This window comes from Pseudomonas sp. HMSC063H08 (assembly GCF_001813645.1).
Lineage (GTDB): Bacteria > Pseudomonadota > Gammaproteobacteria > Pseudomonadales > Pseudomonadaceae > Pseudomonas > Pseudomonas aeruginosa.
Genome location: NZ_KV813615.1, coordinates 12,986 through 39,848, shown reverse-complemented (window position 1 = coordinate 39,848; position 26,863 = coordinate 12,986). Strand labels below are relative to the sequence as shown.

Below are 26,863 nucleotides of genomic sequence, written 5' to 3'. Positions count from 1 at the left end.
ACGAATGGCTCGTTTCTTCATTGACCGGCCGGTCTTCGCCTGGGTGATCTCCCTGCTGATCGTGCTCGCCGGGGTCCTGGCGATCCGCTTCCTGCCGGTCGCCCAGTACCCGGACATCGCGCCGCCGGTGGTCAACGTCAGCGCCAGCTATCCCGGCGCCTCGGCCAAGGTGGTCGAGGAAGCGGTGACCGCGATCATCGAGCGCGAGATGAACGGCGCGCCCGGCCTGCTCTACACCAAGGCCACCAGCAGCACCGGCCAGGCCTCGCTGACCCTGACCTTCCGCCAGGGCGTGAACGCCGACCTCGCCGCGGTGGAAGTGCAGAACCGCCTGAAGATCGTCGAGTCGCGCCTGCCCGAGTCGGTGCGGCGCGACGGCATCTATGTGGAGAAGGCGGCGGACAGCATCCAGCTGATCGTCACCCTCACCTCCTCCAGCGGCCGCTACGACGCCATGGAACTGGGCGAGATCGCCTCGTCCAACGTGTTGCAGGCGCTGCGCCGGGTGGAGGGCGTGGGCAAGGTCGAGACCTGGGGCGCCGAGTACGCCATGCGCATCTGGCCCGACCCGGCCAAGCTGACCTCGATGAACCTCAGCGCCAGCGACCTGGTCAACGCCGTGCGCCGGCACAACGCCCGCCTCACCGTGGGCGACATCGGCAACCTCGGGGTCCCCGACTCGGCGCCGATCAGCGCCACGGTGAAGGTCGACGACACCCTGGTGACGCCCGAGCAGTTCGGCGAGATTCCGCTGCGCATCCGCGCCGACGGCGGAGCGATCCGCCTGCGCGACGTGGCCCGCGTCGAGTTCGGCCAGAGCGAGTACGGCTTCGTCTCGCGGGTCAACCAGATGACCGCCACCGGCCTGGCGGTGAAGATGGCGCCCGGCTCCAACGCGGTGGCCACCGCCAAGCGCATCCGCGCCACCCTCGACGAGCTGTCGCGCTACTTCCCGGAGGGCGTGAGCTACAACATCCCCTATGACACCTCGGCGTTCGTCGAGATCTCGATCAGGAAGGTGGTCAGCACCCTGCTCGAGGCGATGCTGCTGGTGTTCGCCGTGATGTACCTGTTCATGCAGAACTTCCGCGCCACCCTGATCCCGACGCTGGTGGTGCCAGTGGCCCTGCTCGGCACCTTCACGGTGATGCTCGGCCTGGGCTTCTCGATCAACGTGCTGACCATGTTCGGCATGGTCCTGGCGATCGGCATCCTGGTGGACGACGCGATCATCGTGGTGGAGAACGTCGAGCGGCTGATGGCCGAGGAAGGCCTGTCGCCGCACGACGCCACGGTCAAGGCGATGCGCCAGATCAGCGGTGCCATCGTCGGCATCACCGTGGTGCTGGTCTCGGTATTCGTGCCGATGGCGTTCTTCAGCGGCGCGGTGGGCAACATCTACCGCCAGTTCGCGGTGACCCTGGCGGTCTCCATCGGCTTCTCGGCGTTCCTCGCGCTGTCGCTGACCCCGGCCCTGTGCGCCACCCTGCTGCGCCCAATCGACGCCGACCACCATGAGAAGCGCGGCTTCTTCGGCTGGTTCAACCGCGCCTTCCTGCGCCTGACCGGACGCTACCGCAACGCGGTGGCCGGCATCCTCGCCCGGCCGGTCCGCTGGATGCTGGTCTACGCCCTGGTCATCGGCGTGGTCGCCCTGCTCTTCGTGCGCCTGCCGCAGGCGTTCCTGCCGGAAGAGGACTAGGGCGACTTCATGATCATGGTGATGCAGCCCGAAGGCACGCCGATGGCGGAGACCATGGCCAACGTCGCCGATGTAGAGCGCTACCTGGCGGAGCACGAACCGGTGGCCTACGCCTATGCGGTCGGCGGCTTCAGCCTGTACGGCGACGGCACCAGCTCGGCGATGATCTTCGCCACCCTGAAGGACTGGTCGGAACGCCGGGAGGCCAGCCAGCACGTCGGCGCCATCGTCGAGCGCATCAACCAGCGCTTCGCCGGCCTGCCCAACCGTACGGTGTATGCGATGAACTCGCCGCCGCTGCCGGACCTGGGTTCCACCAGCGGCTTCGACTTCCGCCTGCAGGACCGTGGCGGGGTTGGCTACGAGGCCCTGGTCAAGGCCCGCGACCAGTTGCTGGCGCGCGCCGCCGAGGACCCGCGTCTGGCCAACGTGATGTTCGCCGGCCAGGGCGAGGCGCCGCAGATCCGCCTGGACATCGACCGGCGCAAGGCGGAGACCCTCGGCGTGAGCATGGACGAGATCAACACCACCCTGGCGGTGATGTTCGGCTCGGACTACATCGGCGACTTCATGCACGGCAGCCAGGTGCGCAAGGTGGTGGTCCAGGCCGACGGCGCCAAGCGCCTGGGCATCGACGACATCGGCCGGCTTCACGTGCGCAACGAGCAGGGCGAGATGGTCCCCCTGGCGACGTTCGCCAAGGCCGCCTGGACCCTCGGCCCGCCGCAACTGACCCGCTACAACGGCTATCCCTCGTTCAACCTCGAGGGCCAGGCCGCGCCGGGCTACAGCAGCGGCGAAGCCATGCAGGCGATGGAGGAATTGATGCAGGGCCTGCCCGAGGGCATCGCCCACGAGTGGTCCGGCCAGTCCTTCGAAGAACGCCTGTCCGGCGCCCAGGCGCCGGCGCTGTTCGCCCTCTCGGTGTTGATCGTGTTCCTCGCCCTGGCCGCCCTCTACGAAAGCTGGTCGATCCCGCTGGCGGTGATCCTGGTGGTGCCGCTGGGCGTGCTCGGCGCACTGCTCGGGGTGAGCCTGCGCGGCCTGCCCAACGACATCTACTTCAAGGTCGGCCTGATCACCATCATCGGCCTCTCGGCGAAGAACGCCATCCTCATCATCGAGGTGGCCAAGGACCATTACCAGGAAGGCATGAGCCTGCTGCAGGCGACCCTGGAGGCCGCGCGCCTGCGCCTGCGACCGATCGTCATGACCTCGCTGGCGTTCGGTTTCGGCGTGGTCCCGCTGGCGCTCTCCAGCGGCGCCGGTTCCGGCGCCCAGGTCGCCATCGGCACCGGGGTGCTCGGCGGGATCGTCACCGCCACGGTACTCGCGGTGTTCCTGGTACCGCTGTTCTTCCTGGTGGTCGGGCGCCTGTTCCGGTTACGCAAGGCGCCGCGCACCGGCACCTCGCCCCAGATCCCCACGGAGCAAGCCTGATGCCCCTAGCGAAACTCTCGCTCCCCACCCTGGCACTGTGCGTCGGGCTGCTCGGCGCCTGCCCGCCGACGCCTCGCCAGCCGCGCGCGGCCCCCATCGTTCCGGCCAACGGCCCCGACCTTCGGGGCAAGCTGGACGACTGGCAACAGCAGTTCACCGACCCGTTGCTGCGACAGATGATCGGCTACGCGCCGGCGCTATCCGGCGCGCAAGCCTGAATTCCGCCGTCCTTTTCCCACCCTAGTCGGCCGCTGGCAGCGCTCGGCTGAAGCGGTAGAACAGGTTCGGCTCGCTGACCACGTACAGGCTGCCCCGGTCGTCCATCGCCAACCCTTCGGCCTGCGGCACGTCGTCCGTCAGGCCATGGTTGCCGCCACGCAGGGTCAGGCTGCCGAGCGGATCCCCGGCGCGATCCAGTTCGATGACCACCCGCGACTCGTCGGAAAGCACCAGCAGGTGATCGCTGGCCTTGTCGTAGTAGAGGCTCGACAGATCGGTGAGGAACAACCCGCGATCGCGCTGCGGGTCGCCGCCGACGCTCAGGTCGAGCGCCTCGCCGCGGTCGTTGAAGAAGCCGTTTACCTCGATGATGCCCACCGGCGCCTTTTCCCGGGCCACGAACAGGCGCTCGCGCAGCGGGTCGTAGGCCAACCCCTCGAAGCCCTTGTTGCGTTTGTTTGCACTGCCCAGGGAGAACTTCCGGGCGTTGCGCGGATCGTCGATGTCGATCACCCGGGTGTCGGCGTCGACATGGATCTCCACCAGGCGTTGGCGACGCTCCTCGGCGACCACGTAGACGCCGGGCCGGATGTACTCGATAGCCTCCGGATCCTGGAAACCGCGCAGGGGGATGCGTCGCAGCAATTCGCCGTCCAGCGACAGCTCGAGGAAATGCGGGTCCTGGTTGGTCACGCTGACCAGGCTGCGCCGGCTGGGGTCGAAGGACAGCGCCGAGACGTTGGACTCCGCGCCCAGCACGCGGGCTTCGATATCGACCCGATAGTCGGCCAGGCGCAGGGCGTTCTCGCGCGCAACATCGCCGCCGTAGCGCTGCTCCAGCTTGAACCAGATGCGCTCGAACGCGCGCTGCTGCTGACCCGCCACCAGCAGCGCAAGCAACGCGGCGAGCAGGCAAGCCAGCAGCGTCCTGTAGGTCATCAGCCGACTCATCGTTACGACTCCTCCGAGAAACACAGTGTTCGGCGAAGCAGAACAGAGCCATCCGTGCCCTTTCATGAGGCGCCGATTAAATCTTTCTGACAAGTATCTTTCACGGCTGTCATTTTTCCCCCGTTCCAGGCGTTGACAGGATTTCGGTGCAGCTTTACGTTAACGTAAAGGTAAACAAGCAGGTGCCTGCGCATGTCCACCACCTACACCATCTCCGATCTCGCCCGCGAACTGGACATCACCACCCGCGCCATCCGCTTCTACGAGGAGCAAGGCCTGCTCTCCCCCGAGCGACGCGGCCAGGAACGCATCTATTCGCCGCGCGACAAGGTCAGCCTGAAGCTGATCCTGCGCGGCAAGCGCATCGGTTTTTCCCTCGCCGAATGCCGCGAGCTGATCGAGCTCTACGACCCGGACCCGAGCAGCGGCAACCAGAAGCAGTTGAACACCATGCTGGAGAAGATCGCCGAGCGCCGCGCCCAGCTGGAACAACAGTTGCTGGACATCGAACAGATGCAGCTGGAACTGGATACTGCCGAGGAGCGCTGTCGAGCGGCGCTGATCAAAAGCTATAACAAACAAACAGTTGCAACATAAACCTAATTCGAAGCTTTAAACCGGACAAGCACAATTACAGGTGAAAGCATGACCTATCCCAGCCTCAACTTCGCCCTCGGCGAAACCATCGACATGCTCCGCGACCAGGTCCGCGGCTTCGTCACCGCCGAACTACAGCCGCGCGCCGCGCAGATCGACCAGGACAACCAGTTCCCCATGGACATGTGGCGCAAGTTCGGCGAGATGGGCCTGCTCGGCATCACCGTCGACGAGGAGTACGGCGGTTCGGCGCTGGGCTACCTGGCCCACGCCGTGGTCATGGAAGAGATCAGCCGGGCCTCGGCCTCGGTGGCGCTCTCCTATGGCGCGCATTCCAACCTCTGCGTCAACCAGATCAAGCGCAACGGCAACGCCGAACAGAAGGCCCGCTACCTGCCGGCCCTGGTATCCGGCGAACACATCGGTGCGCTGGCGATGAGCGAACCCAACGCCGGCTCCGACGTGGTCTCGATGAAGCTGCGCGCGGACCGGGTCGGCGACCGCTTCGTTCTCAACGGCAGCAAGATGTGGATCACCAACGGTCCCGATGCCCATACCTATGTGATCTACGCCAAGACCGACGCGGACAAGGGCGCGCACGGGATCACCGCGTTCATCGTCGAGCGCGACTGGAAAGGCTTCAGTCGCGGGCCGAAGCTGGACAAGCTGGGCATGCGTGGCTCGAACACCTGCGAACTGATCTTCCAGGACGTCGAGGTACCCGAGGAGAACGTCCTCGGCGCGGTCAACGGCGGGGTCAAGGTACTGATGAGCGGCCTCGACTACGAGCGCGTGGTGCTTTCCGGCGGCCCGGTGGGAATCATGCAGGCGTGCATGGACGTGGTGGTGCCGTACATCCATGACCGCCGCCAGTTCGGCCAGAGCATCGGCGAATTCCAGCTGGTCCAGGGCAAGGTGGCCGACATGTACACCGCCCTCAACGCCAGCCGCGCCTACCTGTACGCCGTGGCCGCCGCCTGCGACCGCGGCGAGACGACCCGCAAGGACGCCGCCGGGGTGATCCTCTACAGCGCCGAGCGCGCCACCCAGATGGCCCTGGACGCGATCCAGATCCTCGGCGGCAACGGCTACATCAACGAGTTTCCCACCGGCCGCCTGTTGCGCGACGCCAAGCTCTACGAGATCGGCGCCGGCACCAGCGAGATCCGCCGCATGCTGATCGGCCGCGAGCTGTTCAACGAAACCCGCTGAAGCCTCGCTCTCCCCGGCCCTTTTCCGCCAGGGAGAGGGCATTCCATTGCATCGACAGGCGCATCGCCAGGTCGGGAGCGGACGCCAACCGCTTCCGCCCACCTCGACACGGAGCCACCGCCATGGCCATCCTGCACACCCAGATCAATCCACGCTCCGCCGAGTTCGCGGCCAACGCCGCGACCATGCTGGAACAGGTCAACGCCCTGCGCACCCTCCTCGGCCGCATCCACGAAGGCGGCGGTAGCGCCGCCCAGGCCCGGCACAGCGCGCGCGGCAAGCTGCTGGTGCGCGAACGCATCAACCGCCTGCTCGACCCCGGCTCGCCGTTCCTCGAGCTTTCCGCCCTCGCCGCCCACGAAGTCTACGGCGAAGAGGTCGCCGCCGCCGGCATCGTCGCCGGGATCGGCCGGGTCGAAGGGGTGGAATGCATGATCGTCGGCAACGATGCCACGGTGAAGGGCGGCACCTACTATCCGCTGACCGTGAAGAAGCACCTGCGGGCCCAGGCCATCGCCCTGGAGAACCGCCTGCCATGCATCTACCTGGTGGACTCTGGCGGCGCCAACCTGCCGCGCCAGGACGAGGTGTTCCCCGACCGCGAGCACTTCGGCCGGATCTTCTTCAACCAGGCCAACATGAGTGCCCGCGGCATCCCGCAGATCGCCGTGGTCATGGGCTCCTGCACCGCCGGCGGGGCCTACGTGCCGGCGATGTCCGACGAAACCGTGATGGTGCGCGAACAGGCCACCATCTTCCTCGCCGGGCCGCCGCTGGTGAAGGCCGCTACCGGCGAGGTGGTCAGCGCCGAGGAACTTGGCGGCGCCGACGTGCACTGCAAGGTCTCAGGGGTCGCCGACCACTATGCCGAGGACGATGACCATGCCCTGGCCATCGCCCGCCGCTGCGTCGCCAACCTCAACTGGCGCAAGCAGGGCCAGCTGCAATGCCGTGCACCGCGCGCGCCGCTGTACCCCGCCGAGGAGCTGTACGGGGTGATTCCCGCCGACAGCAAGCAGCCCTACGACGTGCGCGAAGTGATCGCACGGCTGGTGGACGGCTCCGAGTTCGACGAATTCAAGGCGCTGTTCGGCACCACCCTGGTCTGCGGCTTCGCCCACCTGCACGGCTATCCGATCGCCATCCTGGCCAACAACGGGATCCTCTTCGCCGAGGCCGCGCAGAAAGGCGCGCACTTCATCGAGTTGGCCTGCCAGCGTGGCATCCCGCTGCTGTTCCTGCAGAACATCACCGGTTTCATGGTCGGCCAGAAGTACGAGGCTGGCGGCATCGCCAAGCACGGCGCCAAGCTGGTGACCGCGGTGGCCTGCGCGCGGGTGCCGAAGTTCACCGTGCTGATCGGCGGCAGCTTCGGCGCCGGCAACTACGGCATGTGCGGACGCGCCTACGACCCGCGCTTCCTGTGGATGTGGCCGAACGCGAGGATCGGCGTAATGGGCGGCGAACAGGCCGCCGGGGTGCTCGCCCAGGTCAAGCGCGAGCAGGCCGAGCGCGCCGGCCAGCAACTCGGCGTCGAAGAGGAGGCGAAGATCAAGGCGCCGATCCTCGAGCAGTACGAGCACCAGGGCCATCCCTACTACTCCAGCGCACGACTGTGGGACGACGGCGTGATCGATCCGGCGCAGACCCGCGAGGTGCTCGCCCTGGCGCTTTCCGCCGCCCTCAACGCCCCCATCGAGCCGACCGCCTTCGGCGTGTTCCGCATGTGACGAGCAGACCAGCATGAGCGAATTCCAGACCATCCAGCTTGAGATCGACCCGCGCGGCGTAGCCACCCTGTGGCTGGACCGGGCGGAAAAGAACAACGCCTTCAATGCCGTCGTGATCGACGAACTGTTGCAGGCCATCGATCGCGTCGGCAGCGACCCGCAGGTCCGCCTGCTGGTGCTGCGCGGCCGTGGCCGGCACTTCTGCGGCGGTGCCGACCTGGCCTGGATGCAGCAGTCGGTGGACCTCGACTACCAGGGCAACCTGGCCGACGCCCAGCGCATCGCCGAACTCATGACCCATCTCTACAACCTGCCCAAGCCGACCTTGGCGGTGGTCCAGGGCGCGGTGTTCGGCGGCGGGGTCGGCCTGGTCAGTTGCTGCGACATGGCCATCGGCAGCGACGACGCGACCTTCTGCCTGTCCGAGGTACGCATCGGCCTGATCCCGGCGACCATCGCCCCGTTCGTGGTCAAGGCCATCGGCCAGCGCGCCGCGCGGCGCTATTCGCTGACCGCCGAGCGCTTCGACGGACGCCGCGCCAGCGAACTGGGCCTGCTCAGCGAAAGCTGTCCCGCCGCCGAACTGGAAAGCCAGGCCGAGGCCTGGATCGCCAACCTGCTGCAAAACAGCCCGCGCGCCCTGGTGGCCTGCAAGGCGCTCTACCATGAGGTCGAGGCCGCCGAGCTGAGCCCGGCGCTGCGCCGCTACACCGAGGCGGCCATCGCCCGCATCCGCATCAGCCCGGAAGGCCAGGAAGGCCTGCGCGCCTTCCTGGAGAAACGCACGCCCGCCTGGAGAAACGACGCATGAACCCGGACTACCGCAGCATCCAGCGCATCCTGGTCGCCAACCGCGGCGAGATCGCCTGCCGGGTGATGCGCAGCGCGCGCGCCCTCGGCATCGGCAGCGTCGCCGTGCACAGCGACATCGACCGCCACGCCCGCCACGTCGCCGAAGCCGACATCGCCGTCGACCTGGGCGGCGCCAAGCCCGCCGACAGCTACCTGCGCGGCGACAGGATCATCGCCGCCGCCCTCGCCAGCGGCGCCCAGGCGATCCATCCCGGCTACGGCTTCCTCTCGGAGAACGCCGACTTCGCCCGCGCCTGCGAAGAAGCCGGTCTGCTTTTCCTCGGGCCGCCGGCGGCGGCCATCGACGCCATGGGCAGCAAGTCGGCGGCCAAGGCGCTGATGGAAGAAGCCGGCGTGCCGCTGGTGCCCGGCTATCACGGCGAAGCCCAGGACGCCGAGACCTTCCGCCGGGAAGCCGGAAGGATCGGCTACCCGGTGCTGCTCAAGGCCGCCGCTGGCGGCGGCGGCAAGGGCATGAAGGTGGTGGAGCACGAAGCCGAGCTGGCCGAGGCCCTTTCCTCCGCCCAGCGCGAGGCCAAGGCCGCCTTCGGCGACGCGCGGATGCTGGTGGAGAAATACCTGCTGAAGCCGCGCCACGTGGAGATCCAGGTATTCGCCGATCGCCATGGCCACTGCCTGTACCTCAACGAACGCGACTGTTCGATCCAGCGCCGCCACCAGAAGGTCGTCGAGGAAGCCCCCGCCCCCGGTCTCGGCGCGGAACTGCGCCGGGCCATGGGCGAGGCCGCGGTACGCGCGGCGCAGGCGATCGGCTACGTCGGCGCCGGTACCGTCGAATTCCTCCTCGACGAACGCGGCCAGTTCTTCTTCATGGAAATGAACACCCGCCTGCAGGTGGAACACCCGGTCACCGAGGCCATCACCGGCCTCGACCTGGTCGCCTGGCAGATCCGCGTCGCTCGCGGCGAGGCGCTACCGCTGACGCAGGAACAGGTGCCGCTGAACGGCCACGCCATCGAAGTGCGGCTCTACGCGGAAGACCCCGAGGGCGGTTTCCTCCCCGCCAGCGGCCGCCTGGCGCTGTACCGCGAAGCGCCCGCCGGCCCCGGCCGGCGGGTCGACAGCGGGGTACGCGAAGGCGACGAGGTCTCGCCGTTCTACGACCCGATGCTGGCCAAGCTGATCGCCTGGGGCGAAACCCGCGAGGAAGCCCGCCAGCGCCTGCTGGCGATGCTGGCGGAAACCTCGGTCGGCGGCCTGCGCACCAACCTGGCGTTCCTCCGCCGCATCCTCGGCCATCCGGCGTTCGCCGCCGCCGAACTGGACACCGGTTTCATCGCGCGCCACCAAGACGACCTGCTGCCGGCGCCGCAAGCGCTGCCGGAGCATTTCTGGCAGGCCGCCGCCGAAGCCTGGCTGCAGAGCGAAGCGGGCCACCGTCGCGACGACGACCCGCATTCGCCGTGGAGCCGCAACGACGGCTGGCGCAGCGCCCTGGCGCGGGAGTCCGACCTGATGCTGCGCTGCCGCGACGAACGCCGCTGCGTCCGCCTGCGCCACGCCAGCCCCAGCCAGTATCGCCTGGACGGCGACGACCTGGTCAGTCGGGTGGACGGTGTCACCCGTCGCTCGGCGGCGTTGCGCCGCGGACGCCAGTTGTTCCTCGAATGGGAGGGCGAACTGCTGGCCATCGAAGCCGTCGACCCGATCGCCGAGGCCGAGGCCGCCCATGCCCACCAGGGCGGTTTGAGCGCGCCGATGAACGGCAGTATCGTGCGGGTCCTGGTCGAGCCCGGCCAGACGGTCGAAGCCGGCGCCACCCTGGTGGTGCTGGAGGCGATGAAGATGGAGCACAGCATCCGCGCGCCCCACGCCGGGGTAGTGAAGGCGCTGTATTGCAGCGAGGGCGAACTGGTCGAGGAAGGCACGCCGCTGGTGGAGCTGGACGAGAACCAGGCCTGACAGCCAAGACGAGGAACAGCATGAACCTGCCGAAGAAGGTCCGCCTGGTGGAGGTCGGTCCGCGCGACGGACTGCAGAACGAGAAACAGCCGATCGAGGTGGCCGACAAGATCCGCCTGGTCGATGACCTGAGCGCCGCCGGCCTGGACTACATCGAAGTGGGCAGCTTCGTCTCGCCCAAGTGGGTGCCGCAGATGGCCGGCTCGGCCGAGGTATTCGCCGGCATCCGCCAGCGTCCCGGCGTGACCTACGCGGCGCTGGCGCCGAACCTGAAAGGCTTCGAGGCGGCGCTGGAGTCGGGAGTGAAGGAAGTGGCGGTGTTCGCCGCCGCGTCGGAAGCCTTCTCCCAGCGCAACATCAACTGCTCGATCAAGGACAGCCTGGAGCGCTTCGTACCGGTGCTGGAGGCGGCGCGCCAGCACCAGGTGCGGGTGCGCGGCTACATTTCCTGCGTGCTCGGCTGTCCCTACGACGGCGATGTCGATCCGCGCCAGGTCGCCTGGGTCGCCCGCGAACTGCAGCAGATGGGCTGCTACGAGGTGTCCCTGGGCGACACCATCGGCGTCGGCACCGCCGGCGCCACCCGCCGGCTGATCGAGGCGGTGGCCAGCGAGGTTCCCCGCGAGCGCCTCGCCGGGCACTTCCACGACACCTACGGGCAGGCCCTGGCGAACATCTACGCCAGCCTGCTGGAAGGCATCGCGGTATTCGACAGCTCGGTGGCCGGCCTCGGCGGTTGTCCCTACGCCAAGGGCGCCACCGGCAACGTCGCCAGCGAAGACGTCCTCTACCTGCTGAACGGTCTGGAGATCCATACCGGGGTCGACATGCACGCCCTGGTCGACGCCGGCCAGCGCATCTGCGCGGTGCTCGGCAAGAGCAACGGATCGCGAGCGGCGAAGGCGTTGCTGGCCAAGGTCTGAGGAGCGGCGGATAACCGCGGGCGGTTATCCGCCCTACCCGACATCACCCTCAGGCTCGGAGACTGCATCATCCACCCTGGGTGCCGTCATACCCCATCCGCCAACTGATAGCCCGAGTCGTCGCAAGCAGCCGTTCCGCCGCCGGCCCCTGCTCCTCGGCCTGGAAGATGCTCGCCGGGCCGACCACCGTGAGCACCGCCGCCACCCGCCCGCGGGCATCGAACACCGGCGCCGAGAGCGCTTCCACCCCAGGCATCAGCAGCCCATGGATCGCATGCAGGCCGCGCGCGCGGATGCCCTCCAGCAGCACCGCATAGGCCGCCGGGTCGGCCAGCGGATGGTCGGCGCGCCCGGCCAACTCTTCCTCGCGCAGCTCGGCCACCTCGCGTTCCGGCAGGAACGCGGCGAACACCAGGCCGGTGGACGAACCGAGCAGCGGCAGCACCGAGCCGACCTGGGTGACCACCGTCACCGCGCGCACCGCCTGTTCCACCTGTACCACGGTGGCTCCACGGTTGCCCCAGACGGCGAGGAAGCAGGTCTCGTTGAGCACGTCGCGCAGCTCGGCCAGCGGCGCGGCGGCGCTCTTCAGCACGTCCATGCTGTCCAGCGCCGCCAGGCCCACGCGCAGCGCCTCGCGCCCCAGCGAGTAATGATTGGTGGAGGCGTCCTGGACCGCGAAGCCGCTGGCGATCAATGCCTGCAGGTAGCGATGGACCTTGCTCGCCGGCATCCCCACATGCTCCGCCAGGCGCGACAGCGAGGTCGCCGGGGAGAGTTCGGCGAGGGCCTTGAGGATATCGGTACCGACTTCGGCGGAGCGGACCTTCTGCTTGCCGGAGGTTTCGGCGGGACTGCTGTTCTTTTCCATGGACGCGGGTTCCTGCGGGCGGGGCCGACGTTATAGCTTGACGCTGCCATCCACTCAAATTACGTTATGCGTAATTGAATTACGATAAAAATAACGCAGCCAGCGTGCCAGGTCCCCGGCGGATCGGCGGCAAGCTGCCCCCACTCCCCGGAGGCCTCAGATGAACCTCGACTCCACTGCCCTCGCCTATCAATCGGGCTTCGGCAACGAATTCAGCAGCGAAGCGCTCCCCGGCGCCCTGCCGGTCGGCCAGAACTCCCCGCAGAAAGCGCCCTACGGCCTGTACGCCGAACTGCTCTCCGGCACCGCCTTCACCATGGCTCGCAGCGAGGCCCGGCGCACCTGGCTATACCGCATCACGCCGTCGGCCAAGCATCCGCCGTTCCGCCGCCTGGAACGACAGATCGCCGGTGCCGAACTGGATGCGCCGACCCCCAACCGCCTGCGCTGGGATCCGCTGGCACTGCCCGAGCAGCCCACCGACTTCCTCGACGGCCTGCTGCGCATGGCCGCCAACGCGCCCGGCGACAAGCCCGCCGGCGTGAGCATCTACCAGTACCTGGCCAACCGCTCGATGGAGCGTTGCTTCTACGACGCCGACGGCGAACTGCTGCTGGTCCCGCAGCTGGGCCGCCTGCGCCTGTGCACCGAACTCGGCGCGCTGCAGGTCGAACCGCTGGAGATCGCGGTGATCCCGCGCGGGATGAAGTTCCGCGTCGAGCTGCTCGACGGCGAGGCACGCGGCTATATCGCCGAGAACCACGGCGCGCCGCTGCGCCTGCCCGACCTCGGCCCGATCGGCAGCAATGGCCTGGCCAATCCGCGCGACTTCCTGGCCCCGGTGGCGCGCTACGAAGACAGCCGCCAGCCGCTGCAACTGGTGCAGAAATACCTCGGCGAGCTGTGGGCCTGCGAGCTTGACCACTCGCCGCTGGACGTGGTCGCCTGGCACGGCAACAACGTGCCCTACAAGTACGACCTGCGCCGCTTCAACACCATCGGCACGGTCAGCTTCGACCACCCGGACCCGTCGATCTTCACCGTGCTGACCTCCCCCACCAGCGTCCATGGCCTGGCCAACATCGACTTCGTGATCTTCCCGCCGCGCTGGATGGTGGCCGAGAACACCTTCCGTCCGCCGTGGTTCCACCGCAACCTGATGAACGAGTTCATGGGCCTGATCCAGGGCGCCTATGACGCCAAGGCCGGCGGCTTCGTGCCCGGCGGCGCCTCGCTGCACAGTTGCATGAGCGCCCACGGCCCGGACGCGGAAAGCTGCGACAAGGCCATCGCCGCCGACCTCAAGCCGCACAGGATCGACCAGACCATGGCCTTCATGTTCGAGACCAGCCAGGTCCTCCGGCCGAGCCGTGCCGCCCTCGAGACGCCGGCCCTGCAGAATGACTACGATGCCTGCTGGGCGTCGCTCGTATCCACCTTCAACCCGCAACGGAGATAACCCCATGAACCAGCCAACCCCCACTCGTAGCTGGGTCGCCTCCGCCAATGGGCATGCCGACTTTCCCCTGCAAAACCTGCCGCTGGGCATCTTCAGCCGTGCCGGCCTGAGCCCGCGTTGCGGCGTGGCCATCGGCGACTCGATCCTCGACCTGGACGCGGCGCTGGCCGCCGGCCTGTTCGAGGGGGCCGCCGGCGAAGCCGCCGAAGCCACCCGCGGCGGCGCGCTGAACGCCTTCTTCGCCCTCGGCAAACCGGCCCGCGTGGCGCTGCGCCAGCGCCTGCTGGAGCTGCTCGGCGAAGGCGCAGCGGAGCGCCCGGAGCTGCTCCATGCGGCCGCCGAGTGCCAAATGCACCTACCGGCCAGGATCGGCGACTACACCGACTTCTACGTCGGCATCCGCCATGCCGAGAACGTCGGCAAGCTGTTCCGCCCGGACAACCCGCTGCTGCCCAACTACAAGCACGTGCCCATCGGCTACCACGGCCGCGCCTCGACCGTGCGCGTCTCCGGCAGCGAAGTGCGCCGGCCCAACGGCCAGACCCTGCCGGCCGGCGCCAGCGAGCCGGTGTTCGGTCCCTGTGCGCGTCTGGACTACGAACTGGAGCTAGGCATCTGGATCGGCCAAGGCAACGCCCTCGGCGAAGCCATCCCGGTTTCCCGCGCCGCCGAGCACATCGCCGGCTTCTGTCTGCTCAACGACTGGTCGGCGCGCGACATCCAGGCCTGGGAATACCAGCCGCTCGGCCCGTTCCTGTCGAAGAGCTTCATCACCAGCGTTTCGCCCTGGGTGGTCACCGCCGAAGCCCTGGAGCCGTTCCGCCGCGCCCAGCCAGCGCGCCCCGAAGGCGACCCGCGGCCGCTGCCGTATCTTTACGACGACAACGACCAGGCCCACGGCGCCTTCGACATCGAGCTGGAGGTCCTGCTGCTCACCGAGGGCCTGCGCGAGAAAGGCCTGCCGCCGCAGCGCCTGACCCTGAGCAACAGCCTGAGCATGTACTGGACGGTGGCGCAGATGGTCGCCCACCACAGCGTCAATGGCTGCCAGTTGCAGCCCGGCGACCTGTTCGGCTCCGGCACCCTGTCCGGCGCCGAGCCCGGCCAGTTCGGCTCGCTGCTGGAGATCACCGCTGGCGGCAAGCAGCCGGTGCAACTGGCCTCCGGCGAGACCCGGCGCTTCCTCGAGGACGGCGACGAGGTCATCCTCCGCGCCCGCTGCAAGCGCGAGGGACACGTCTCGATCGGTTTCGGCGAATGTCGCGGCAAAGTGCTCGCGGCCCATCCGGGGGCGCGCGGATGAAGCTCTATACCTACTACCGTTCCACCTCCTCCTACCGGGTGCGCATCGCCCTGGCGCTGAAGGGGCTGGACTACCAGTCGCTGCCGGTCAACCTGGTCCGCGACGGCGGCGAACACCGCCAACCCGCCTACCTGGCGCTCAACCCGCAGGGCCGCGTACCGGCCCTGCAGGTCGACGAGGGCGAGCTGCTGATCCAGTCGCCGGCGATCATCGAGTACCTCGAGGAGCGCTACCCGCACCCCGCCCTGCTCTCCAGCGATCCGCTGCGCCGCGCCCACGAGCGCGGAGTCGCGGCGCTGGTCGGCTGCGACATCCACCCGTTGCACAACGCCAGCGTGCTCAACCTGCTGCGCCAGTGGGGACACGACGAAGAGCAGGTCCGGCAGTGGATCGGCCACTGGGTCGGCCAGGGTCTCGCCGCCGTCGAGCAACTGATCGGCGACCAGGGTTGGTGCTTCGGCGACCGGCCAGGCCTGGCCGACGTCTACCTGGTCCCGCAGCTCTACGCCGCCGAGCGCTTCGGCGTGGCGCTGGACGCCTGGCCACGGATCCGCCGGGTCGCCGACCTGGCCGCCGCCCATCCGGCGTTCCGCCAGGCCCATCCGGCCAACCAGCCGGACACCCCGGCCGCCTGAGGGACCGCAGAGTCCCGCTCCTGAAGATAAAGGGGGGCGTCCGCCGGACGCCCCATCACCAATAAGAACCTCAGGTACCTTGCGATGCACAACCAGATCGCCAGCTTTCGCGCGGCGCTCGACGCGCGCCCCGTGTCCCGCTACCAGTGGCTGTTGCTGCTGCTCCTCGCCCTGTTGCTGGTCACCGATGGCTACGATGCCCAGGTGCTCGGCTACGTGGTGCCGACCCTGGCCCAGGAATGGGGCCTGGACAAGGCCGCGTTCGGCCCGGTGTTCAGCGCCAACCTGTTCGGCCTGACCGTCGGTTCGCTGCTGGTGACGCCGCTGGCGGACCGCTTCGGCATCCGCCGGGTGCTGCTCTGCTGCGTGCTGATCTACGCCAGCCTGACCGTCCTGATGGTCTTCGCCGGTTCCCTGGAAAGCCTGATGCTGGCGCGCTTCGTCTGCGGCATCGGAATGGGCGGGGCGATGCCCAGCGCCATGGCGCTGATGGCCGAGTATTCGCCACCGCGCCTGCGTACCCTGATGGTCACCCTGGCGGCCTGCGGTTTCTCCTTCGGCGGCGCCGCCGGCGGTTTCGTCGCCGCCGCCTTCATGGACGGCTTCGGCTGGCAGGCGGTGTTCCTCGCCGGCGGCGTCACCCCGTTGCTGCTGTTCCCCTTCCTCCTCCTGTTCCTGCCGGAGTCGCTGCCGCGCCTGCTCCGCGACGCACCGCCCTATGCCCGCCTGCGCCAGCTCAGCGAGCGCATGGCGCCGGGCTGGCAGCCGCCGCCGGCACAGGCCGACGCCGAGCCGGCGGCGAGCCTGACCGTGCTGGAGCTGTTCCGCCACGGTTACGCGCGGCCGACCCTGCTGCTCTGGGCGACCTTCTTCGTCAGCCTGATCCTGCTCTACTTCATGGTCAGCTGGCTGCCCTCGCTGCTCCAGGAAAGCGGCCTGACACGCAATGCGGCGAACCTGGCGACCTCGATGTTCCTCTTCGCCGGCACCCTCGGCGCGATGCTCCTGGCCTGGCTCGCCGACCGCCTGCGCAGCAAGGTCCGCCTGCTGGCGGCGATTCTCGCCGGCGCCGCGCTGTTCACCCTGCTCCTCGGCCTCAACCACGACCAGCCGCGCTGGCTGCTGGCGTTCGTCTTCGCCGCCGGCTTCTGCATCATCGGCGGGCAGTTGACCCTGAACGCCTTCGCCAGCAACTTCTACCCGGCCCAGGTACGCGCCACCGGCACCGGCTGGGCGCTGGGCGTGGGCCGCTTCGGTTCGATCCTCGGCCCACTGTTCGGCAGCCTGCTGCTGGGCATGCACATATCCGTGGAGAACATCTTCATGCTTGCGGCGATTCCCGCCGGGCTCGCCGCGCTACTGATCCTCCAGGTCCGCTCGCCCGCCGCCCAGGCGCAGCGGGAAAGCGCCGCCGCGCTGGCCGTCGAGGAATCCTGAGCCTTCACCGCGAGCGGCTTCCCGGCTACAGTGGCGGCCCGTTTCGCCGTCCGCCGCAGGAGCCGCCGATGAACGACGCCGACAGCCTCCAGGATTACCAACGCGTACGCCAGCAGGCGATCCGTTCGCTGTTCGAGATCGTCGAAGGCTCCAGCGAAGGCACGGTGATCGTCGACCGCGAGGCCCGCATCGTCTGGATCAACCAGCGCTACGCCCAGCGTTTCGGCCTCGCCGACCCGGCGCAGGCTATCGGCCGGCCCTGCGAAAGCGTGATCCCCGGTAGCCTGCTGCGCGAGGTGGTAGGCAGCGGCAAGCCGATCCTGCTGGACATGATGGATAGCGCGAAGGACCCGCTGGTGGTGATGCGCCTGCCGATCCACGACGACGCCGGCGAAGTGATCGGCGCCATCGGCTTCGCCCTGCTCGACGAACTGCGTTCGCTGTCGCCGCTGGTGACCCGCTACCTGAGCATGCAGCGCGAACTGGCCTCGACCCGCTCGCAATTGCAGGCGCGCCAGGCCAAGTACAGCTTCAGCCACTTCGTCGGCACCAGTCCGGCCAGCCTGGAAGTCAAGCGCCGCGCCCGTCGTGGCGCGGCCAGCGAAGCGCCGGTGCTGTTGCTCGGCGAGACCGGCACCGGCAAGGAACTGCTCGCCCACGCCATCCACAGCGCTTCGCCGCGGGCGCACAAGGCCTTCGTCAGCGTGAACGCCGCGGCGATCCCGGAAAGCCTGCTGGAGGCCGAATTCTTCGGTACCGCCCCGGGGGCCTTCACCGGTGCCGAGCGCAAGGGCCGGCCAGGCAAGTTGCAGGTGGCCCAGGGCGGCACGTTGTTCCTCGACGAGATCGGCGACATGCCGCTGGCCTTGCAAGGCAAGCTGTTGCGCGTGCTACAGGAGAAAGAGTTCGAAGCGGTGGGTTCCAACGAAGTGATCCGCAGCGACATCCGCCTGGTCGCCGCCACTTCCATCGACCTGCAGCAGGCGATGCGCGAAGGCCGTTTCCGCGCTGACCTCTACTACCGGCTGAACGTCCTGCCGATCGAGATCCCACCGTTGCGCCAGCGCCTGGACGACCTCCCGGCGCTCTGCGAGTCGATCCTCGACAGCCTCGACCACGGCCGTCTCCACGAACTCGGCGGCGACGCCCTGGCGCTGCTCGCCCGGCATGCCTGGCCGGGCAACGTCCGCGAACTGCGCAACGTGCTGGAACGTGCGCTGCTGCTGGCCGACCAACCGTTGCTGGACGCCGCCGCCCTCGGCGCGGCGCTGGGCCCCCTGCAACCGCTGCCGGAGCTGCCTCGAGCGGCGGACGACAGGCCGGTCGGGGATTTCCAACAGGCCCGCGAAGCCTTCGAGCGCGACCTGATCGGACGGGCCCTGGCGCAGAGTGCCGGCAATGTGGTGGAAGCGGCGAAACGCCTGGGCCTGGGTCGCTCGACCCTGTACAAGAAGATCGTGGCGCTGGGCATGCGTCTCGATAACGGGACCCATCTCTAAATAGAGACGAACTGAGACCTGCATAGCCACGGCACTTTCGCTCGATTACGTCTCCATTTTGAGACAACGCTATTCCCCACGCTCCCCTTCGTCTCGCCGCAGCCCGCGAAAACCGCGACTCTGGGGCCTGGCACGGTTATCGCAACGTGCCTTTCCGACGGCCCTGCCCCGTTCCAGGCCGTCACGCCGGTGCCCGCACCGTTCGACAACAAGAAACAGGCCCGGAGCGCCTTCCCCATGCGAAGCGCGCCCCGCAGCGCCGTGGAGATATGCCCGATGAGCGTGATCATCGCCCTTGCCGCCCTGGGCCTGCTGATGCTGGCCGCCTACCGGGGCTACAGCGTCATCCTGTTCGCCCCCCTCGCCGCCCTCGGCGCCGTCCTGCTCACCGATCCCAGCGCGGTCGCGCCGACCTTCACCGGGGTGTTCATGGAGAAGATGGTCGGTTTCATCAAGCTCTACTTCCCGGTTTTCCTGCTTGGCGCGGTGTTCGGCAAGCTGATCGAGCTGGCCGGCTTCTCCCGCTCCATCGTCGCGGCGGCGATCCGCCTGCTCGGCACCCGCCAGGCGATGCTGGTGATCGTACTGGTCTGCGCGCTGCTCACCTACGGCGGCGTCTCGCTGTTCGTGGTGGTGTTCGCGGTCTACCCGTTCGCCGCGGAGATGTTCCGCCAGAGCGACATCCCCAAGCGGTTGATTCCGGCGACCATCGCCCTCGGCGCGTTTTCCTTCACCATGGACGCGCTGCCCGGCACCCCGCAGATCCAGAACATCATCCCCTCGACCTTCTTCGGCACCCACGCCTGGGCCGCGCCCTGGCTCGGCACCCTCGGCGCGCTGTTCGTCTTCGCCGTGGGCATGCTCTACCTGCGACGCCAGGCGAACAAGGCGCGGCGCAACGGCGAAGGCTACGGCAGCGACCTGCGCAACGAGCCGGAGACCGCCGATGACCTGCGCCTGCCGAATCCCTGGCTGGCGCTCTCGCCGCTGGTGCTGGTCGGGGTCGCCAACCTGCTGTTCACCCACTGGATCCCGCAATGGTACGGCCAGGTCCATACCCTGCAACTGGCCGGCATGGCCACGCCGTTGCAGACCGAGGTCGGCAAGCTCACCGCGATCTGGGCAGTGCAGGCGGCCCTGCTGCTGGGCATCCTGCTGGTGCTGGCGAGCGGCTTCGCGGCGATCCGCAGCCGCCTCGCCGAAGGCACCCGCAGCGCGGTGGCCGGCTCGCTGCTGGCGGCGATGAACACCGCCTCGGAATACGGCTTCGGTGCGGTGATCGCCTCGCTGCCGGGCTTCCTGGTGCTGGCCGACGCGCTCAAGAGCATTCCCAATCCGCTGGTCAACGAAGCGATCACCGTCACCCTGCTGGCCGGCATCACCGGTTCCGCGTCGGGCGGCATGAGCATCGCCCTGGCGGCGATGTCCGATACCTTCATCGCCGCCGCCAACGCCGCGCAGATCCCCCTGGAAGTCCTCCACCGGGTCGCCGCCATGGCCAGCGGCGGGATGGATACCCTGCCGCACAACGGCGCGGTGATCACCCTCCTGGCGGTCACCGGCCTGACCCATCGGGAGGCGTACAAGGACATTTTCGGCATTACCCTGATCAAGACCCTGGCGGTGTTCTTCGTCATCGGACTGTTCTACGCCACCGGCCTGGTCTGATCCGCCCTTTTTTCATCCAGCGGGAGAAACAGCATGACCCTGAAAGGCAAGACCGCCCTGGTCACCGGTTCCACCAGCGGCATCGGCCTGGGCATCGCCCTGAGCCTGGCCGAGGCCGGCGCCGACCTGCTCCTCAACGGCTTCGGTGAGGTCGACGCGGCGCTGGCGCAGGTCCGCGCCCACGGCGTGCGCGCAGAGCACCACCCGGCCGACCTCTCCAGCCCGGAGCAGATCGGCGAACTGATGGCCTTCGCCGAGCGGACCTTCGGCGGCGTCGACATCCTCGTCAACAACGCCGGCATCCAGTACGTGGCGCCGGTGCAGGAATTCCCCATGGAACGCTGGGACGCGATCATCGCGATCAACCTGTCCTCGGTGTTCCATACCACCCGCCTGGCCCTGCCGGGCATGCTCGCGCGCGGCTGGGGGCGGATCGTCAACGTCGCCTCGACCCACGGCCTGGTCGCCTCGGCCGGGAAGAGCGCCTACGTCGCCGCCAAGCATGGCGTGCTCGGCCTGACCAAGAGCGTGGCGCTGGAAACGGCGCGCACGCCGGTGACCTGCAACGCCATCTGCCCCGGCTGGGTGCTGACCCCGCTGGTGCAGAAGCAGATCGACGCGCGCATCGCCGAGGGCGTCTCGCCCGAACAGGCGGAACACGACCTGCTGGCGGAAAAGCAACCCTCGCTGGCCTTCGTCACCCCCGAGCAACTCGGCGGGCTGACGCTGTTCCTCTGCAGCGAAGCCGCCGACCAGGTGCGCGGCGCGGCCTGGAACATGGATGGCGGCTGGGTGGCGCAGTAGCCGGGGCGGCCAGCCTCTCCCCAGACCCTCTCCCTGAAGGGAGAGGGAACCATCCGGAGTTCGCCCGCCCCATTGCGTAGGGCGGATAACGCCACAGGCGTTATCCGCCGATACCTCGTCTCCCGGCGCGGCTGCCCGGTCCCCAACCTCCTCCCTGAAGGGAGAGGAAGTTATCGGGGGGTGCGATGCGCTACGGCATCACCGGCGGGATGTACGCCAGGGTGCTGCCCAGGGCCCAGAGCAGCACCAGCACCAGCGGGATGTGCACCAGCAACTGGACGAACGAGAAGCCGATCAGGTCGCGCGCCTTCAGCCCCAGCACGCCGAGCAACGGCAGCATGTAGAACGGGTTGATCAGGTTCGGCAGCGCCTCGGCGGCGTTGTAGATCTGCACCGCCCAGCCGAGGTGGTATTGCAGCTCGTTGGCCACCTGCATCACGTACGGCGCCTCGATGATCCACTTGCCGCCGCCGGAGGGAATGAAGAAGCCCAGCACCGCCGAGTACACGCCCATCAGCAGCGCGTAGGTGTCGTGGGAGGCGATCTGTACGAAGAAGGTCGAGATATGGTGGGCCAGGGTCTCGCCGTCGCTGCCGTTGACCGTGGTCATGATCGCCGCGATCGAGCCGTACAGCGGGAACTGGATCAGCACCCCGGTGGTGGTCGGCACCGCGCGCGCCACCGCGTCGAGGAAGCTGCGCGGGCGCCAGTGCAGCAACGCGCCGAGCATCAGGAACAGCAGGTTATAGGTGTTCAACCCGGAGATCGCCAGGATCGCCGGTTTGGTCGAGAACTCGTGGACCAGCCAGCCACCGGCCAGCAGTACCAGCAGGATGATCAGCAACGGGCTGTGCTCCAGCCACTCGCCGGGCCGGGTCGGCGCCAGCCTGGCCGGAGCGGTGAAGCTCACGTCGACCCCGCAATCCTTGGCGTCGCGGGCGCTGGCGGCGCTCGGCGCGGTCATGTAGGCGATCACCAGCGAGACCAGGATCAGCGCCAGCAGCATGACCCCGGACTGCCAGAGGAAGATGGTCTCGGTGAACGGGATCACCCCGGTGATCGCCAGGATCGACGGTGGCAGGCTGGCCGGGTTGGCCTGCAACTGCGCGGCCGACGACGACAGGCCCAGCGCCCACACCGCGCCCAGCCCGAGGTAGGCCGCGGCGCCGGCGGCGCGGTAGTCCATGCGCAGGTCGCTGCGGCGCGCCAGGGCGCGTACCAGCAGGCCGCCGAAGACCAGGCTGAGGCCCCAGTTGAGCAGCGAGGCGAGCATCGACACCAGCGCTACCCAGCAGACCGCCGAGCGGCCATTCTTCGGCACCCGCGCGAGCAGGTCGATGAGACGCGAGGCGGGGCCTGAACTGGCCACCACATAGCCGCCGATGACCACGAAGGCCATCTGCATGGTGAACGGGATCAGGCTCCAGAAACCGTCGCCGAAGGCTTTCGCCGTGGCGGTCGGTCCGGCGCCCATGGCCAGCGCGGCCAGGCTGACGATGAGGATGGCCAGGGCGGCGAACACCCAGGAGTCGGGAAACCAGCGCTCGGCCCAGTTCGAGCAACGCATGGCAAAGCGCGCGGAGCGGCTTTCTTGGATGGGAAGGATAGCGGTCATCGCGGATTCTCTCGGTTTTATTGTTATTCGGCGACTACGGGGCCGCCTGTGTGTGCTACGGCTCCCTGGGCACCCGGCCGTCCCGAGGGGCGGAACGGTACGGGGCCGGTCGGACGGTCAAGGCCGTCCGCCGCTCGTTCCCTGGACACGAGCGCGCCATGCCCCCGCGAAAGGACATGGCGCGATCACGCCGCGAGCGGCAGGTCGATGGATCAGTCGCGGGCCAGGGTCAGGGCGACGCCCTGCCCGCCGCCGATGCACAGGGTGGCGAGGCCCTTCTTCGCGTCGCGACGGATCATCTCGTGCAGCAGGGTCACCAGCACCCGGCAGCCGGACGCGCCGATCGGGTGGCCAAGGGCGATGGCGCCGCCGTTGACGTTGACCCTGGCGGCATCCCAGCCCAGTTCCCGGCCCACCGCCAGGGACTGCGCGGCGAAGGCCTCGTTGGCCTCGATCAGGTCCAGTTGCTCCAGGCCCCAGCCGGCCTTGTCGAGCGCGCGACGGGTGGCGGAGACCGGGCCGACGCCCATGATCGCCGGATCGACCCCGGCGCTGGCGTAGCTGGCGATCCGCGCCAGCACCGGCAGGCCCAGGGCCTTGGCCTTGGCCGCGCTCATCAGCAATACCGCGGCGGCGCCGTCGTTGAGGCTGGAGGCGTTGCCGGCGGTGACGCTGCCGTCCTTCCTGAAGGCCGGCTTGAGCTTGGCCAGGGCCTCGACGGTGGTGCCGGCGCGCGGCTGCTCGTCGGTGTCGAAGCTCAGCGGCTCGCCCTTGCGCTGCGGGACCTGGATCGGCGTGATCTCGTCGCGGAAGCGCCCGCCCTCGATGGCGGCGATGGCCTTCTGCTGCGAAGCGGCGGCGAAGGCGTCCTGCTCCTCGCGGGTCAGGCCGTACTTCTCCGCCAGGTTCTCGGCGGTGATGCCCATGTGGTAGTCGTTGAAGGCGTCCCACAGGCCGTCCTCGATCATGCTGTCGACCAGCTTCGCATGGCCCATGCGCAGGCCGGTGCGGGCGCCGGGCATGACGTAGGGCGCCAGGCTCATGTTCTCCTGGCCGCCGGCGACGATCACCTCGGCGTCGCCGCAGCGAATCGCCTGGGCGCCCAGGTGCAGGGCCTTGAGGCCGGAGCCGCAGACCTTGTTCAGGGTCATGGCCGGCACGCCGACCGGCAGGCCGGCCTTGATCGCCGCCTGGCGCGCCGGATTCTGCCCGGAACCGGCGGTGAGCACCTGGCCGAGGATCACTTCGTCGACCTGGCCGGCATCGAGACCGGTCTGTTCGAGCAGGCGGCGGATCACCGCGGCGCCCAGCTCGGGGGCGGGAATGCCGGCCAGCGAGCCCTGGAAGCTGCCGACGGCGGTACGGGTAGCGGCGACGATGACGACGTCTTGCATGGATGGTTCTCCTGGATTCGCCCGTGGCCGGGCCGAATCGCTGCGGGTGGACGTAGGCGGTGCGACAGCCTCCTATCCTACGCCCTCTGGAAAGGACGGTCCGCGCGGCCGGCGCCTTGCGTGGAGGCGCCGGCCGCGCGGGCCGCGATTCAGAAACTCATTTCCGGCACGTGCTCGGGGACGATCAGCTTGCCGGCGGTCTTCGCCACGATCTCCTCGACGCTGACCCCGGGGGCGCGCTCGCGGAGGATGAAGGCGCCGTCCTCGATCTCCAGGTAGGCCAGGTCGGTGAGCACCTTGCGAATGCAACCGCAACCGGTCAGCGGCAGGGTGCAGTACGGCAGCAGCTTGGACTCGCCGTCCTTGGAGGCGTGGGTCATGGTGACGATGATGTTCTCGGCGCCGGCCACCAGGTCCATGGCGCCGCCCATGCCCTTGACCAGCTTGCCGGGGATCATCCAGGAGGCGATGTTGCCGCGCACGTCCACCTCGAAGGCACCGAGCACGGTGAGGTCGACGTGGCCGCCACGGATCATGGCGAAGGATTGCGCCGAGTCGAAGATCGACGCGCCGACGCGGGCGGTCACGGTCTGCTTGCCGGCGTTGATCATGTCGGCGTCGACTTCCGCCTCGCTGGGGAACGCGCCCATGCCGAGCAGGCCGTTCTCCGACTGGAGCATGACATCGATGCCCTCCGGCACGTAGTTGGCCACCAGGGTCGGGATGCCGATGCCGAGGTTGACGTAGTAGCCGTCCTTCAATTCGCGCGCCACGCGCTGCGCCATCTGTTCGCGGGTAAGTGCCATCTGGGGAAACCTCTTGTCGTTGTAGCGGCCGCCGTCAGGCGCGCAGCGTGCGTTTCTCGATGCGTTTCTCGAAGCGACCCTGGATGATCCGGTCGACGTAGATGCCGGGGGTGTGGATTTGCGTCGGGTCCAGTTCGCCGGGCTCGACGATCTCCTCCACCTCGACCACCGTGATGCGCCCGGCGGTGGCGACCAGCGGGTTGAAGTTCTGCGCGGTGTGGCGATAGACGACGTTGCCGAAATGGTCGGCCTTCCAGCCCTTGACGATGGCGAAGTCGCCGGTGATGGCCGGTTCGAGGATGTAGTGGCGGCCATTGAACTCGCGCGCCTCCTTGCCCTCGGCGACCGGGGTGCCGTAGCCGGTGGCGGTGAAGAAGGCCGGGATGCCGGCGCCGCCGGCGCGGATCTTCTCGGCCAGCGAGCCTTGCGGGGTCAGTTCGACTTCCAGCTCGCCACTGAGCAGTTGTTGCTCGAACAGGGCGTTCTCGCCGACGTAGGAGGCGATCATCTTGCGGATCTGCCGGTCTTCCAGCAGCACGCCGAGGCCGAAACCGTCGACGCCGCAGTTGTTCGAGACCACCGTGAGGTCCCTGACCCCGCGCCGGCGGATTTCCGCGATCAGGTTCTCGGGAATCCCGCAGAGGCCGAAGCCCCCGGCGAGGACGGTCATGCCGTCGGTCAGGCCTTCGAGGGCCTCTTCGTAACTGCCTACTCGCTTGTCGAGTCCGCTCATGCTGCTGTGCCTCTTCCGGCTCTTGTGATTGTGCGTGCGGCAGTCTGACTGCCGGGTCGCACAGAGCTTCTCCGCTGCGGACTGATTTGTTAAGTTTGTTTTTCCAATCCATTGATGAGAAAAACAAATAAATGACCGTCAAGCAGTTGCGCGCCTTCCTCGCCGTGGCGCAGAGCCTCAGCTTCGCCCAGGCCGGCGAACGCCTGCACCTCTCCCAGCCGGCCCTGAGCCTGGCGATCAAGAGCCTGGAGGAAAGCCTCGGCGGTCCGCTGCTGGAACGTACCACCCGCAGCGTCAGCCTCACCCCCGAGGGCGAGACCCTGCTGCCGCTGGCGCTGCGCCTGCTGGCCGACTGGGACAATACCGAGGAATTGCTGCGCCAGCACTTCACCCTGCAACTGGGCAAGGTCTCCATCGCCGCCATGCCCTCCTTCGCCGGCAACCTGCTGCCGCTGGTCTTGAAGACCTTTCGCGAACGCCACCCGCGGGTCAACGTGGCGGTGCACGACGTGATCAACGAGCAGGTGCTGGAGATGGTCCGCAACCGACGCGTCGAGCTGGGCATCGCCTTCGAGCCGGAGTCCCTGGAAAACCTCGAGTTCACCCCGTTCTACAGCGACCGCTTCGTCGCCGTGGTGCCGGCCGGCTCGCCGCTGTCCGGGCAGGAGCGGGTCAGTTGGCGCGAACTGCTCGGCGAGCCCTTCATTACCCTGCAACGCCCCTCGGCGGTGCGCCTGCTCCTGGAAGAAAGCGTGGCCGCCGAGCACGGCCGCTTGCCGGTGGCGTTCGAGAGCCACCAACTGGTCACGGTCGGGCGGATGGTCGCCCAGGGACTGGGTGTCAGCGCCGTGCCGACCCTGTGCATCCAGCAGATGCAGGAACTCGGCGCGCGCTGCCTGCCGCTCTACGCGCCGCAGGTGCAGCGACGGGTCGGCCTGCTGCGGCTGAGCGAGCACAAGCTGTCCACCGCCGCCCAGGCCCTCAGCGACGTGCTGCTGCATGGCACCGACTGGCGCTCGCTGGCGCTGCCGCAGGACCAGTCCACGGAGTGAGGCAGGCAGCGGCGGGTCCGGTTATGCTTCCTGCATGT

Annotated in this window: 21 protein-coding genes and 1 pseudogene; 16 read left to right on the top strand and 6 right to left on the bottom strand. The window is 68.4% G+C overall.

All coding sequences use genetic code 11. The annotated features are described in order from the left end of the window. Window positions 1-4 precede the first annotated feature (4 nt). A pseudogene (gene mexY / locus HMPREF2924_RS29085) lies at window positions 5-3,142 on the top strand (multidrug efflux RND transporter permease subunit MexY). Continuing rightward, window positions 3,142-3,360, top strand: a complete 219-nt coding sequence (locus HMPREF2924_RS29080; RefSeq protein WP_003110687.1) for a hypothetical protein — start codon at window positions 3,142-3,144, stop codon at window positions 3,358-3,360. The pseudogene mexY and the gene HMPREF2924_RS29080 overlap by 1 nt, the downstream one beginning before the upstream one ends. Window positions 3,361-3,382: 22 nt before the next feature. Here HMPREF2924_RS29080 and HMPREF2924_RS29075 read toward each other — a convergent pair whose 3' ends face one another. Next, window positions 3,383-4,312 (bottom strand): SdiA-regulated domain-containing protein, encoded by a 930-nt coding sequence (locus tag HMPREF2924_RS29075; protein ID WP_003088602.1) that lies wholly within the window; start codon window positions 4,310-4,312, stop codon window positions 3,383-3,385. A gap of 192 nt (window positions 4,313-4,504) precedes the next feature. Between HMPREF2924_RS29075 and liuR the strand changes: the two genes are divergently transcribed. From liuR to liuE, 6 genes are all read left to right on the top strand, one after another. Beyond that, window positions 4,505-4,909, top strand: coding sequence for a liu genes transcriptional regulator LiuR (gene liuR / locus HMPREF2924_RS29070; RefSeq protein ID WP_003088601.1), 405 nt, complete (start codon window positions 4,505-4,507; stop codon window positions 4,907-4,909). Window positions 4,910-4,957: 48 nt separating this feature from the next. Beyond that, window positions 4,958-6,121 carry an isovaleryl-CoA dehydrogenase gene (liuA, locus tag HMPREF2924_RS29065; RefSeq protein WP_003088600.1) on the top strand — a complete coding sequence of 388 codons (1,164 nt, stop codon included), beginning with the start codon at window positions 4,958-4,960 and terminating at the stop codon, window positions 6,119-6,121. A 122-nt stretch (window positions 6,122-6,243) separates the two neighbouring features. Continuing rightward, complete coding sequence (gene liuB / locus HMPREF2924_RS29060; RefSeq protein ID WP_003100387.1) at window positions 6,244-7,851, top strand: methylcrotonyl-CoA carboxylase subunit beta; 1,608 nt, start codon at window positions 6,244-6,246, stop codon at window positions 7,849-7,851. Window positions 7,852-7,864: 13 nt separating this feature from the next. Continuing rightward, the gene (locus HMPREF2924_RS29055) at window positions 7,865-8,662 is read left to right on the top strand and encodes a gamma-carboxygeranoyl-CoA hydratase (protein ID WP_003088598.1); all 798 of its coding nucleotides are present in this window, start codon (window positions 7,865-7,867) and stop codon (window positions 8,660-8,662) included. Then, window positions 8,659-10,626 carry a methylcrotonyl-CoA carboxylase subunit alpha gene (liuD, locus tag HMPREF2924_RS29050; protein WP_009877844.1) on the top strand — a complete coding sequence of 656 codons (1,968 nt, stop codon included), beginning with the start codon at window positions 8,659-8,661 and terminating at the stop codon, window positions 10,624-10,626. Before HMPREF2924_RS29055 ends, liuD begins: the two co-directional genes overlap by 4 nt. A 20-nt stretch (window positions 10,627-10,646) precedes the next feature. Then, window positions 10,647-11,549, top strand: a complete 903-nt coding sequence (gene liuE, locus HMPREF2924_RS29045; protein WP_003128820.1) for a bifunctional 3-hydroxy-3-isohexenylglutaryl-CoA lyase/hydroxymethylglutaryl-CoA lyase — start codon at window positions 10,647-10,649, stop codon at window positions 11,547-11,549. 67 nt (window positions 11,550-11,616) lie between these two features. Here liuE and HMPREF2924_RS29040 read toward each other — a convergent pair whose 3' ends face one another. Beyond that, the gene (locus HMPREF2924_RS29040; RefSeq protein WP_003111362.1) at window positions 11,617-12,420 is read right to left on the bottom strand and encodes an IclR family transcriptional regulator; all 804 of its coding nucleotides are present in this window, start codon (window positions 12,418-12,420) and stop codon (window positions 11,617-11,619) included. A gap of 160 nt (window positions 12,421-12,580) precedes the next feature. Between HMPREF2924_RS29040 and hmgA the strand changes: the two genes are divergently transcribed. The 7 genes from hmgA (at window position 12,581) to bdhA (ending at window position 21,225) form a co-directional block, all read left to right on the top strand. Further along, the gene (gene hmgA, locus HMPREF2924_RS29035) at window positions 12,581-13,879 is read left to right on the top strand and encodes a homogentisate 1,2-dioxygenase (RefSeq protein WP_003088587.1); all 1,299 of its coding nucleotides are present in this window, start codon (window positions 12,581-12,583) and stop codon (window positions 13,877-13,879) included. A gap of 4 nt (window positions 13,880-13,883) precedes the next feature. After that, entirely contained in the window at window positions 13,884-15,182 is a 1,299-nt protein-coding gene (gene fahA / locus HMPREF2924_RS29030) for a fumarylacetoacetase (RefSeq protein ID WP_003111363.1), read from the top strand. After that, complete coding sequence (maiA, locus tag HMPREF2924_RS29025) at window positions 15,179-15,817, top strand: maleylacetoacetate isomerase (RefSeq protein ID WP_003128823.1); 639 nt, start codon at window positions 15,179-15,181, stop codon at window positions 15,815-15,817. The genes fahA and maiA overlap by 4 nt, the downstream gene beginning before the upstream one ends. A gap of 84 nt (window positions 15,818-15,901) precedes the next feature. Next, complete coding sequence (locus tag HMPREF2924_RS29020) at window positions 15,902-17,254, top strand: MFS transporter (protein WP_003088580.1); 1,353 nt, start codon at window positions 15,902-15,904, stop codon at window positions 17,252-17,254. 68 nt (window positions 17,255-17,322) lie between these two features. Beyond that, a complete protein-coding gene (gene hbcR / locus HMPREF2924_RS29015; RefSeq protein WP_003128846.1) occupies window positions 17,323-18,753 on the top strand; it encodes a sigma-54-dependent transcriptional regulator HbcR in 1,431 nt (476 codons plus the stop codon). 276 nt (window positions 18,754-19,029) lie between these two features. Next, on the top strand, window positions 19,030-20,421 hold the full coding sequence (locus HMPREF2924_RS29010; protein ID WP_003088575.1) for a GntP family permease: 1,392 nt from the start codon (window positions 19,030-19,032) through the stop codon (window positions 20,419-20,421). A 33-nt stretch (window positions 20,422-20,454) separates the two neighbouring features. Next, on the top strand, window positions 20,455-21,225 hold the full coding sequence (gene bdhA, locus HMPREF2924_RS29005; protein ID WP_003111365.1) for a 3-hydroxybutyrate dehydrogenase: 771 nt from the start codon (window positions 20,455-20,457) through the stop codon (window positions 21,223-21,225). Window positions 21,226-21,415: 190 nt separating this feature from the next. On the opposite strand, the gene HMPREF2924_RS29000 is transcribed toward bdhA, so the two are convergent. The 4 genes from HMPREF2924_RS29000 to HMPREF2924_RS28985 form a co-directional block, all read right to left on the bottom strand. Further along, window positions 21,416-22,840 (bottom strand): short-chain fatty acid transporter, encoded by a 1,425-nt coding sequence (locus tag HMPREF2924_RS29000; protein WP_003088572.1) that lies wholly within the window; start codon window positions 22,838-22,840, stop codon window positions 21,416-21,418. A gap of 212 nt (window positions 22,841-23,052) precedes the next feature. Continuing rightward, on the bottom strand, window positions 23,053-24,234 hold the full coding sequence (locus HMPREF2924_RS28995) for an acetyl-CoA C-acetyltransferase (RefSeq protein ID WP_003128848.1): 1,182 nt from the start codon (window positions 24,232-24,234) through the stop codon (window positions 23,053-23,055). Window positions 24,235-24,383: 149 nt separating this feature from the next. Beyond that, window positions 24,384-25,040 carry a CoA transferase subunit B gene (locus tag HMPREF2924_RS28990; RefSeq protein ID WP_003088567.1) on the bottom strand — a complete coding sequence of 219 codons (657 nt, stop codon included), beginning with the start codon at window positions 25,038-25,040 and terminating at the stop codon, window positions 24,384-24,386. Window positions 25,041-25,074: 34 nt separating this feature from the next. After that, window positions 25,075-25,773 (bottom strand): CoA transferase subunit A, encoded by a 699-nt coding sequence (locus HMPREF2924_RS28985; RefSeq protein WP_003088566.1) that lies wholly within the window; start codon window positions 25,771-25,773, stop codon window positions 25,075-25,077. Between the two features lie 131 nt (window positions 25,774-25,904). Between HMPREF2924_RS28985 and HMPREF2924_RS28980 the strand changes: the two genes are divergently transcribed. Then, window positions 25,905-26,825, top strand: a complete 921-nt coding sequence (locus tag HMPREF2924_RS28980; RefSeq protein ID WP_003120214.1) for a LysR family transcriptional regulator — start codon at window positions 25,905-25,907, stop codon at window positions 26,823-26,825. The last annotated feature ends 38 nt before the right edge of the window (window positions 26,826-26,863 follow it).

Bases quoted from the DNA above. Each gene is read 5' to 3' on its own strand.
- HMPREF2924_RS28985 (WP_003088566.1), bottom strand. From the start codon at position 25,773: ATGAGCGGACTCGACAAGCGAGTAGGCAGTTACGAAGAGGCCCTCGAA.
- liuR (WP_003088601.1), top strand. From the start codon at position 4,505: ATGTCCACCACCTACACCATCTCCGATCTCGCCCGCGAACTGGACATC.
- maiA (WP_003128823.1), top strand. From the start codon at position 15,179: ATGAAGCTCTATACCTACTACCGTTCCACCTCCTCCTACCGGGTGCGC.
- hbcR (WP_003128846.1), top strand. From the start codon at position 17,323: ATGAACGACGCCGACAGCCTCCAGGATTACCAACGCGTACGCCAGCAG.
- HMPREF2924_RS28980 (WP_003120214.1), top strand. From the start codon at position 25,905: ATGACCGTCAAGCAGTTGCGCGCCTTCCTCGCCGTGGCGCAGAGCCTC.
- HMPREF2924_RS29020 (WP_003088580.1), top strand. From the start codon at position 15,902: ATGCACAACCAGATCGCCAGCTTTCGCGCGGCGCTCGACGCGCGCCCC.
- HMPREF2924_RS29000 (WP_003088572.1), bottom strand. From the start codon at position 22,840: ATGACCGCTATCCTTCCCATCCAAGAAAGCCGCTCCGCGCGCTTTGCC.
- bdhA (WP_003111365.1), top strand. From the start codon at position 20,455: ATGACCCTGAAAGGCAAGACCGCCCTGGTCACCGGTTCCACCAGCGGC.
- liuA (WP_003088600.1), top strand. From the start codon at position 4,958: ATGACCTATCCCAGCCTCAACTTCGCCCTCGGCGAAACCATCGACATG.
- HMPREF2924_RS29040 (WP_003111362.1), bottom strand. From the start codon at position 12,420: ATGGAAAAGAACAGCAGTCCCGCCGAAACCTCCGGCAAGCAGAAGGTC.
- HMPREF2924_RS28990 (WP_003088567.1), bottom strand. From the start codon at position 25,040: ATGGCACTTACCCGCGAACAGATGGCGCAGCGCGTGGCGCGCGAATTG.
- HMPREF2924_RS29075 (WP_003088602.1), bottom strand. From the start codon at position 4,312: ATGAGTCGGCTGATGACCTACAGGACGCTGCTGGCTTGCCTGCTCGCC.
- HMPREF2924_RS29010 (WP_003088575.1), top strand. From the start codon at position 19,030: ATGAGCGTGATCATCGCCCTTGCCGCCCTGGGCCTGCTGATGCTGGCC.
- fahA (WP_003111363.1), top strand. From the start codon at position 13,884: ATGAACCAGCCAACCCCCACTCGTAGCTGGGTCGCCTCCGCCAATGGG.
- hmgA (WP_003088587.1), top strand. From the start codon at position 12,581: ATGAACCTCGACTCCACTGCCCTCGCCTATCAATCGGGCTTCGGCAAC.
- HMPREF2924_RS29080 (WP_003110687.1), top strand. From the start codon at position 3,142: ATGCCCCTAGCGAAACTCTCGCTCCCCACCCTGGCACTGTGCGTCGGG.
- liuE (WP_003128820.1), top strand. From the start codon at position 10,647: ATGAACCTGCCGAAGAAGGTCCGCCTGGTGGAGGTCGGTCCGCGCGAC.
- HMPREF2924_RS29055 (WP_003088598.1), top strand. From the start codon at position 7,865: ATGAGCGAATTCCAGACCATCCAGCTTGAGATCGACCCGCGCGGCGTA.
- HMPREF2924_RS28995 (WP_003128848.1), bottom strand. From the start codon at position 24,234: ATGCAAGACGTCGTCATCGTCGCCGCTACCCGTACCGCCGTCGGCAGC.
- liuD (WP_009877844.1), top strand. From the start codon at position 8,659: ATGAACCCGGACTACCGCAGCATCCAGCGCATCCTGGTCGCCAACCGC.
- liuB (WP_003100387.1), top strand. From the start codon at position 6,244: ATGGCCATCCTGCACACCCAGATCAATCCACGCTCCGCCGAGTTCGCG.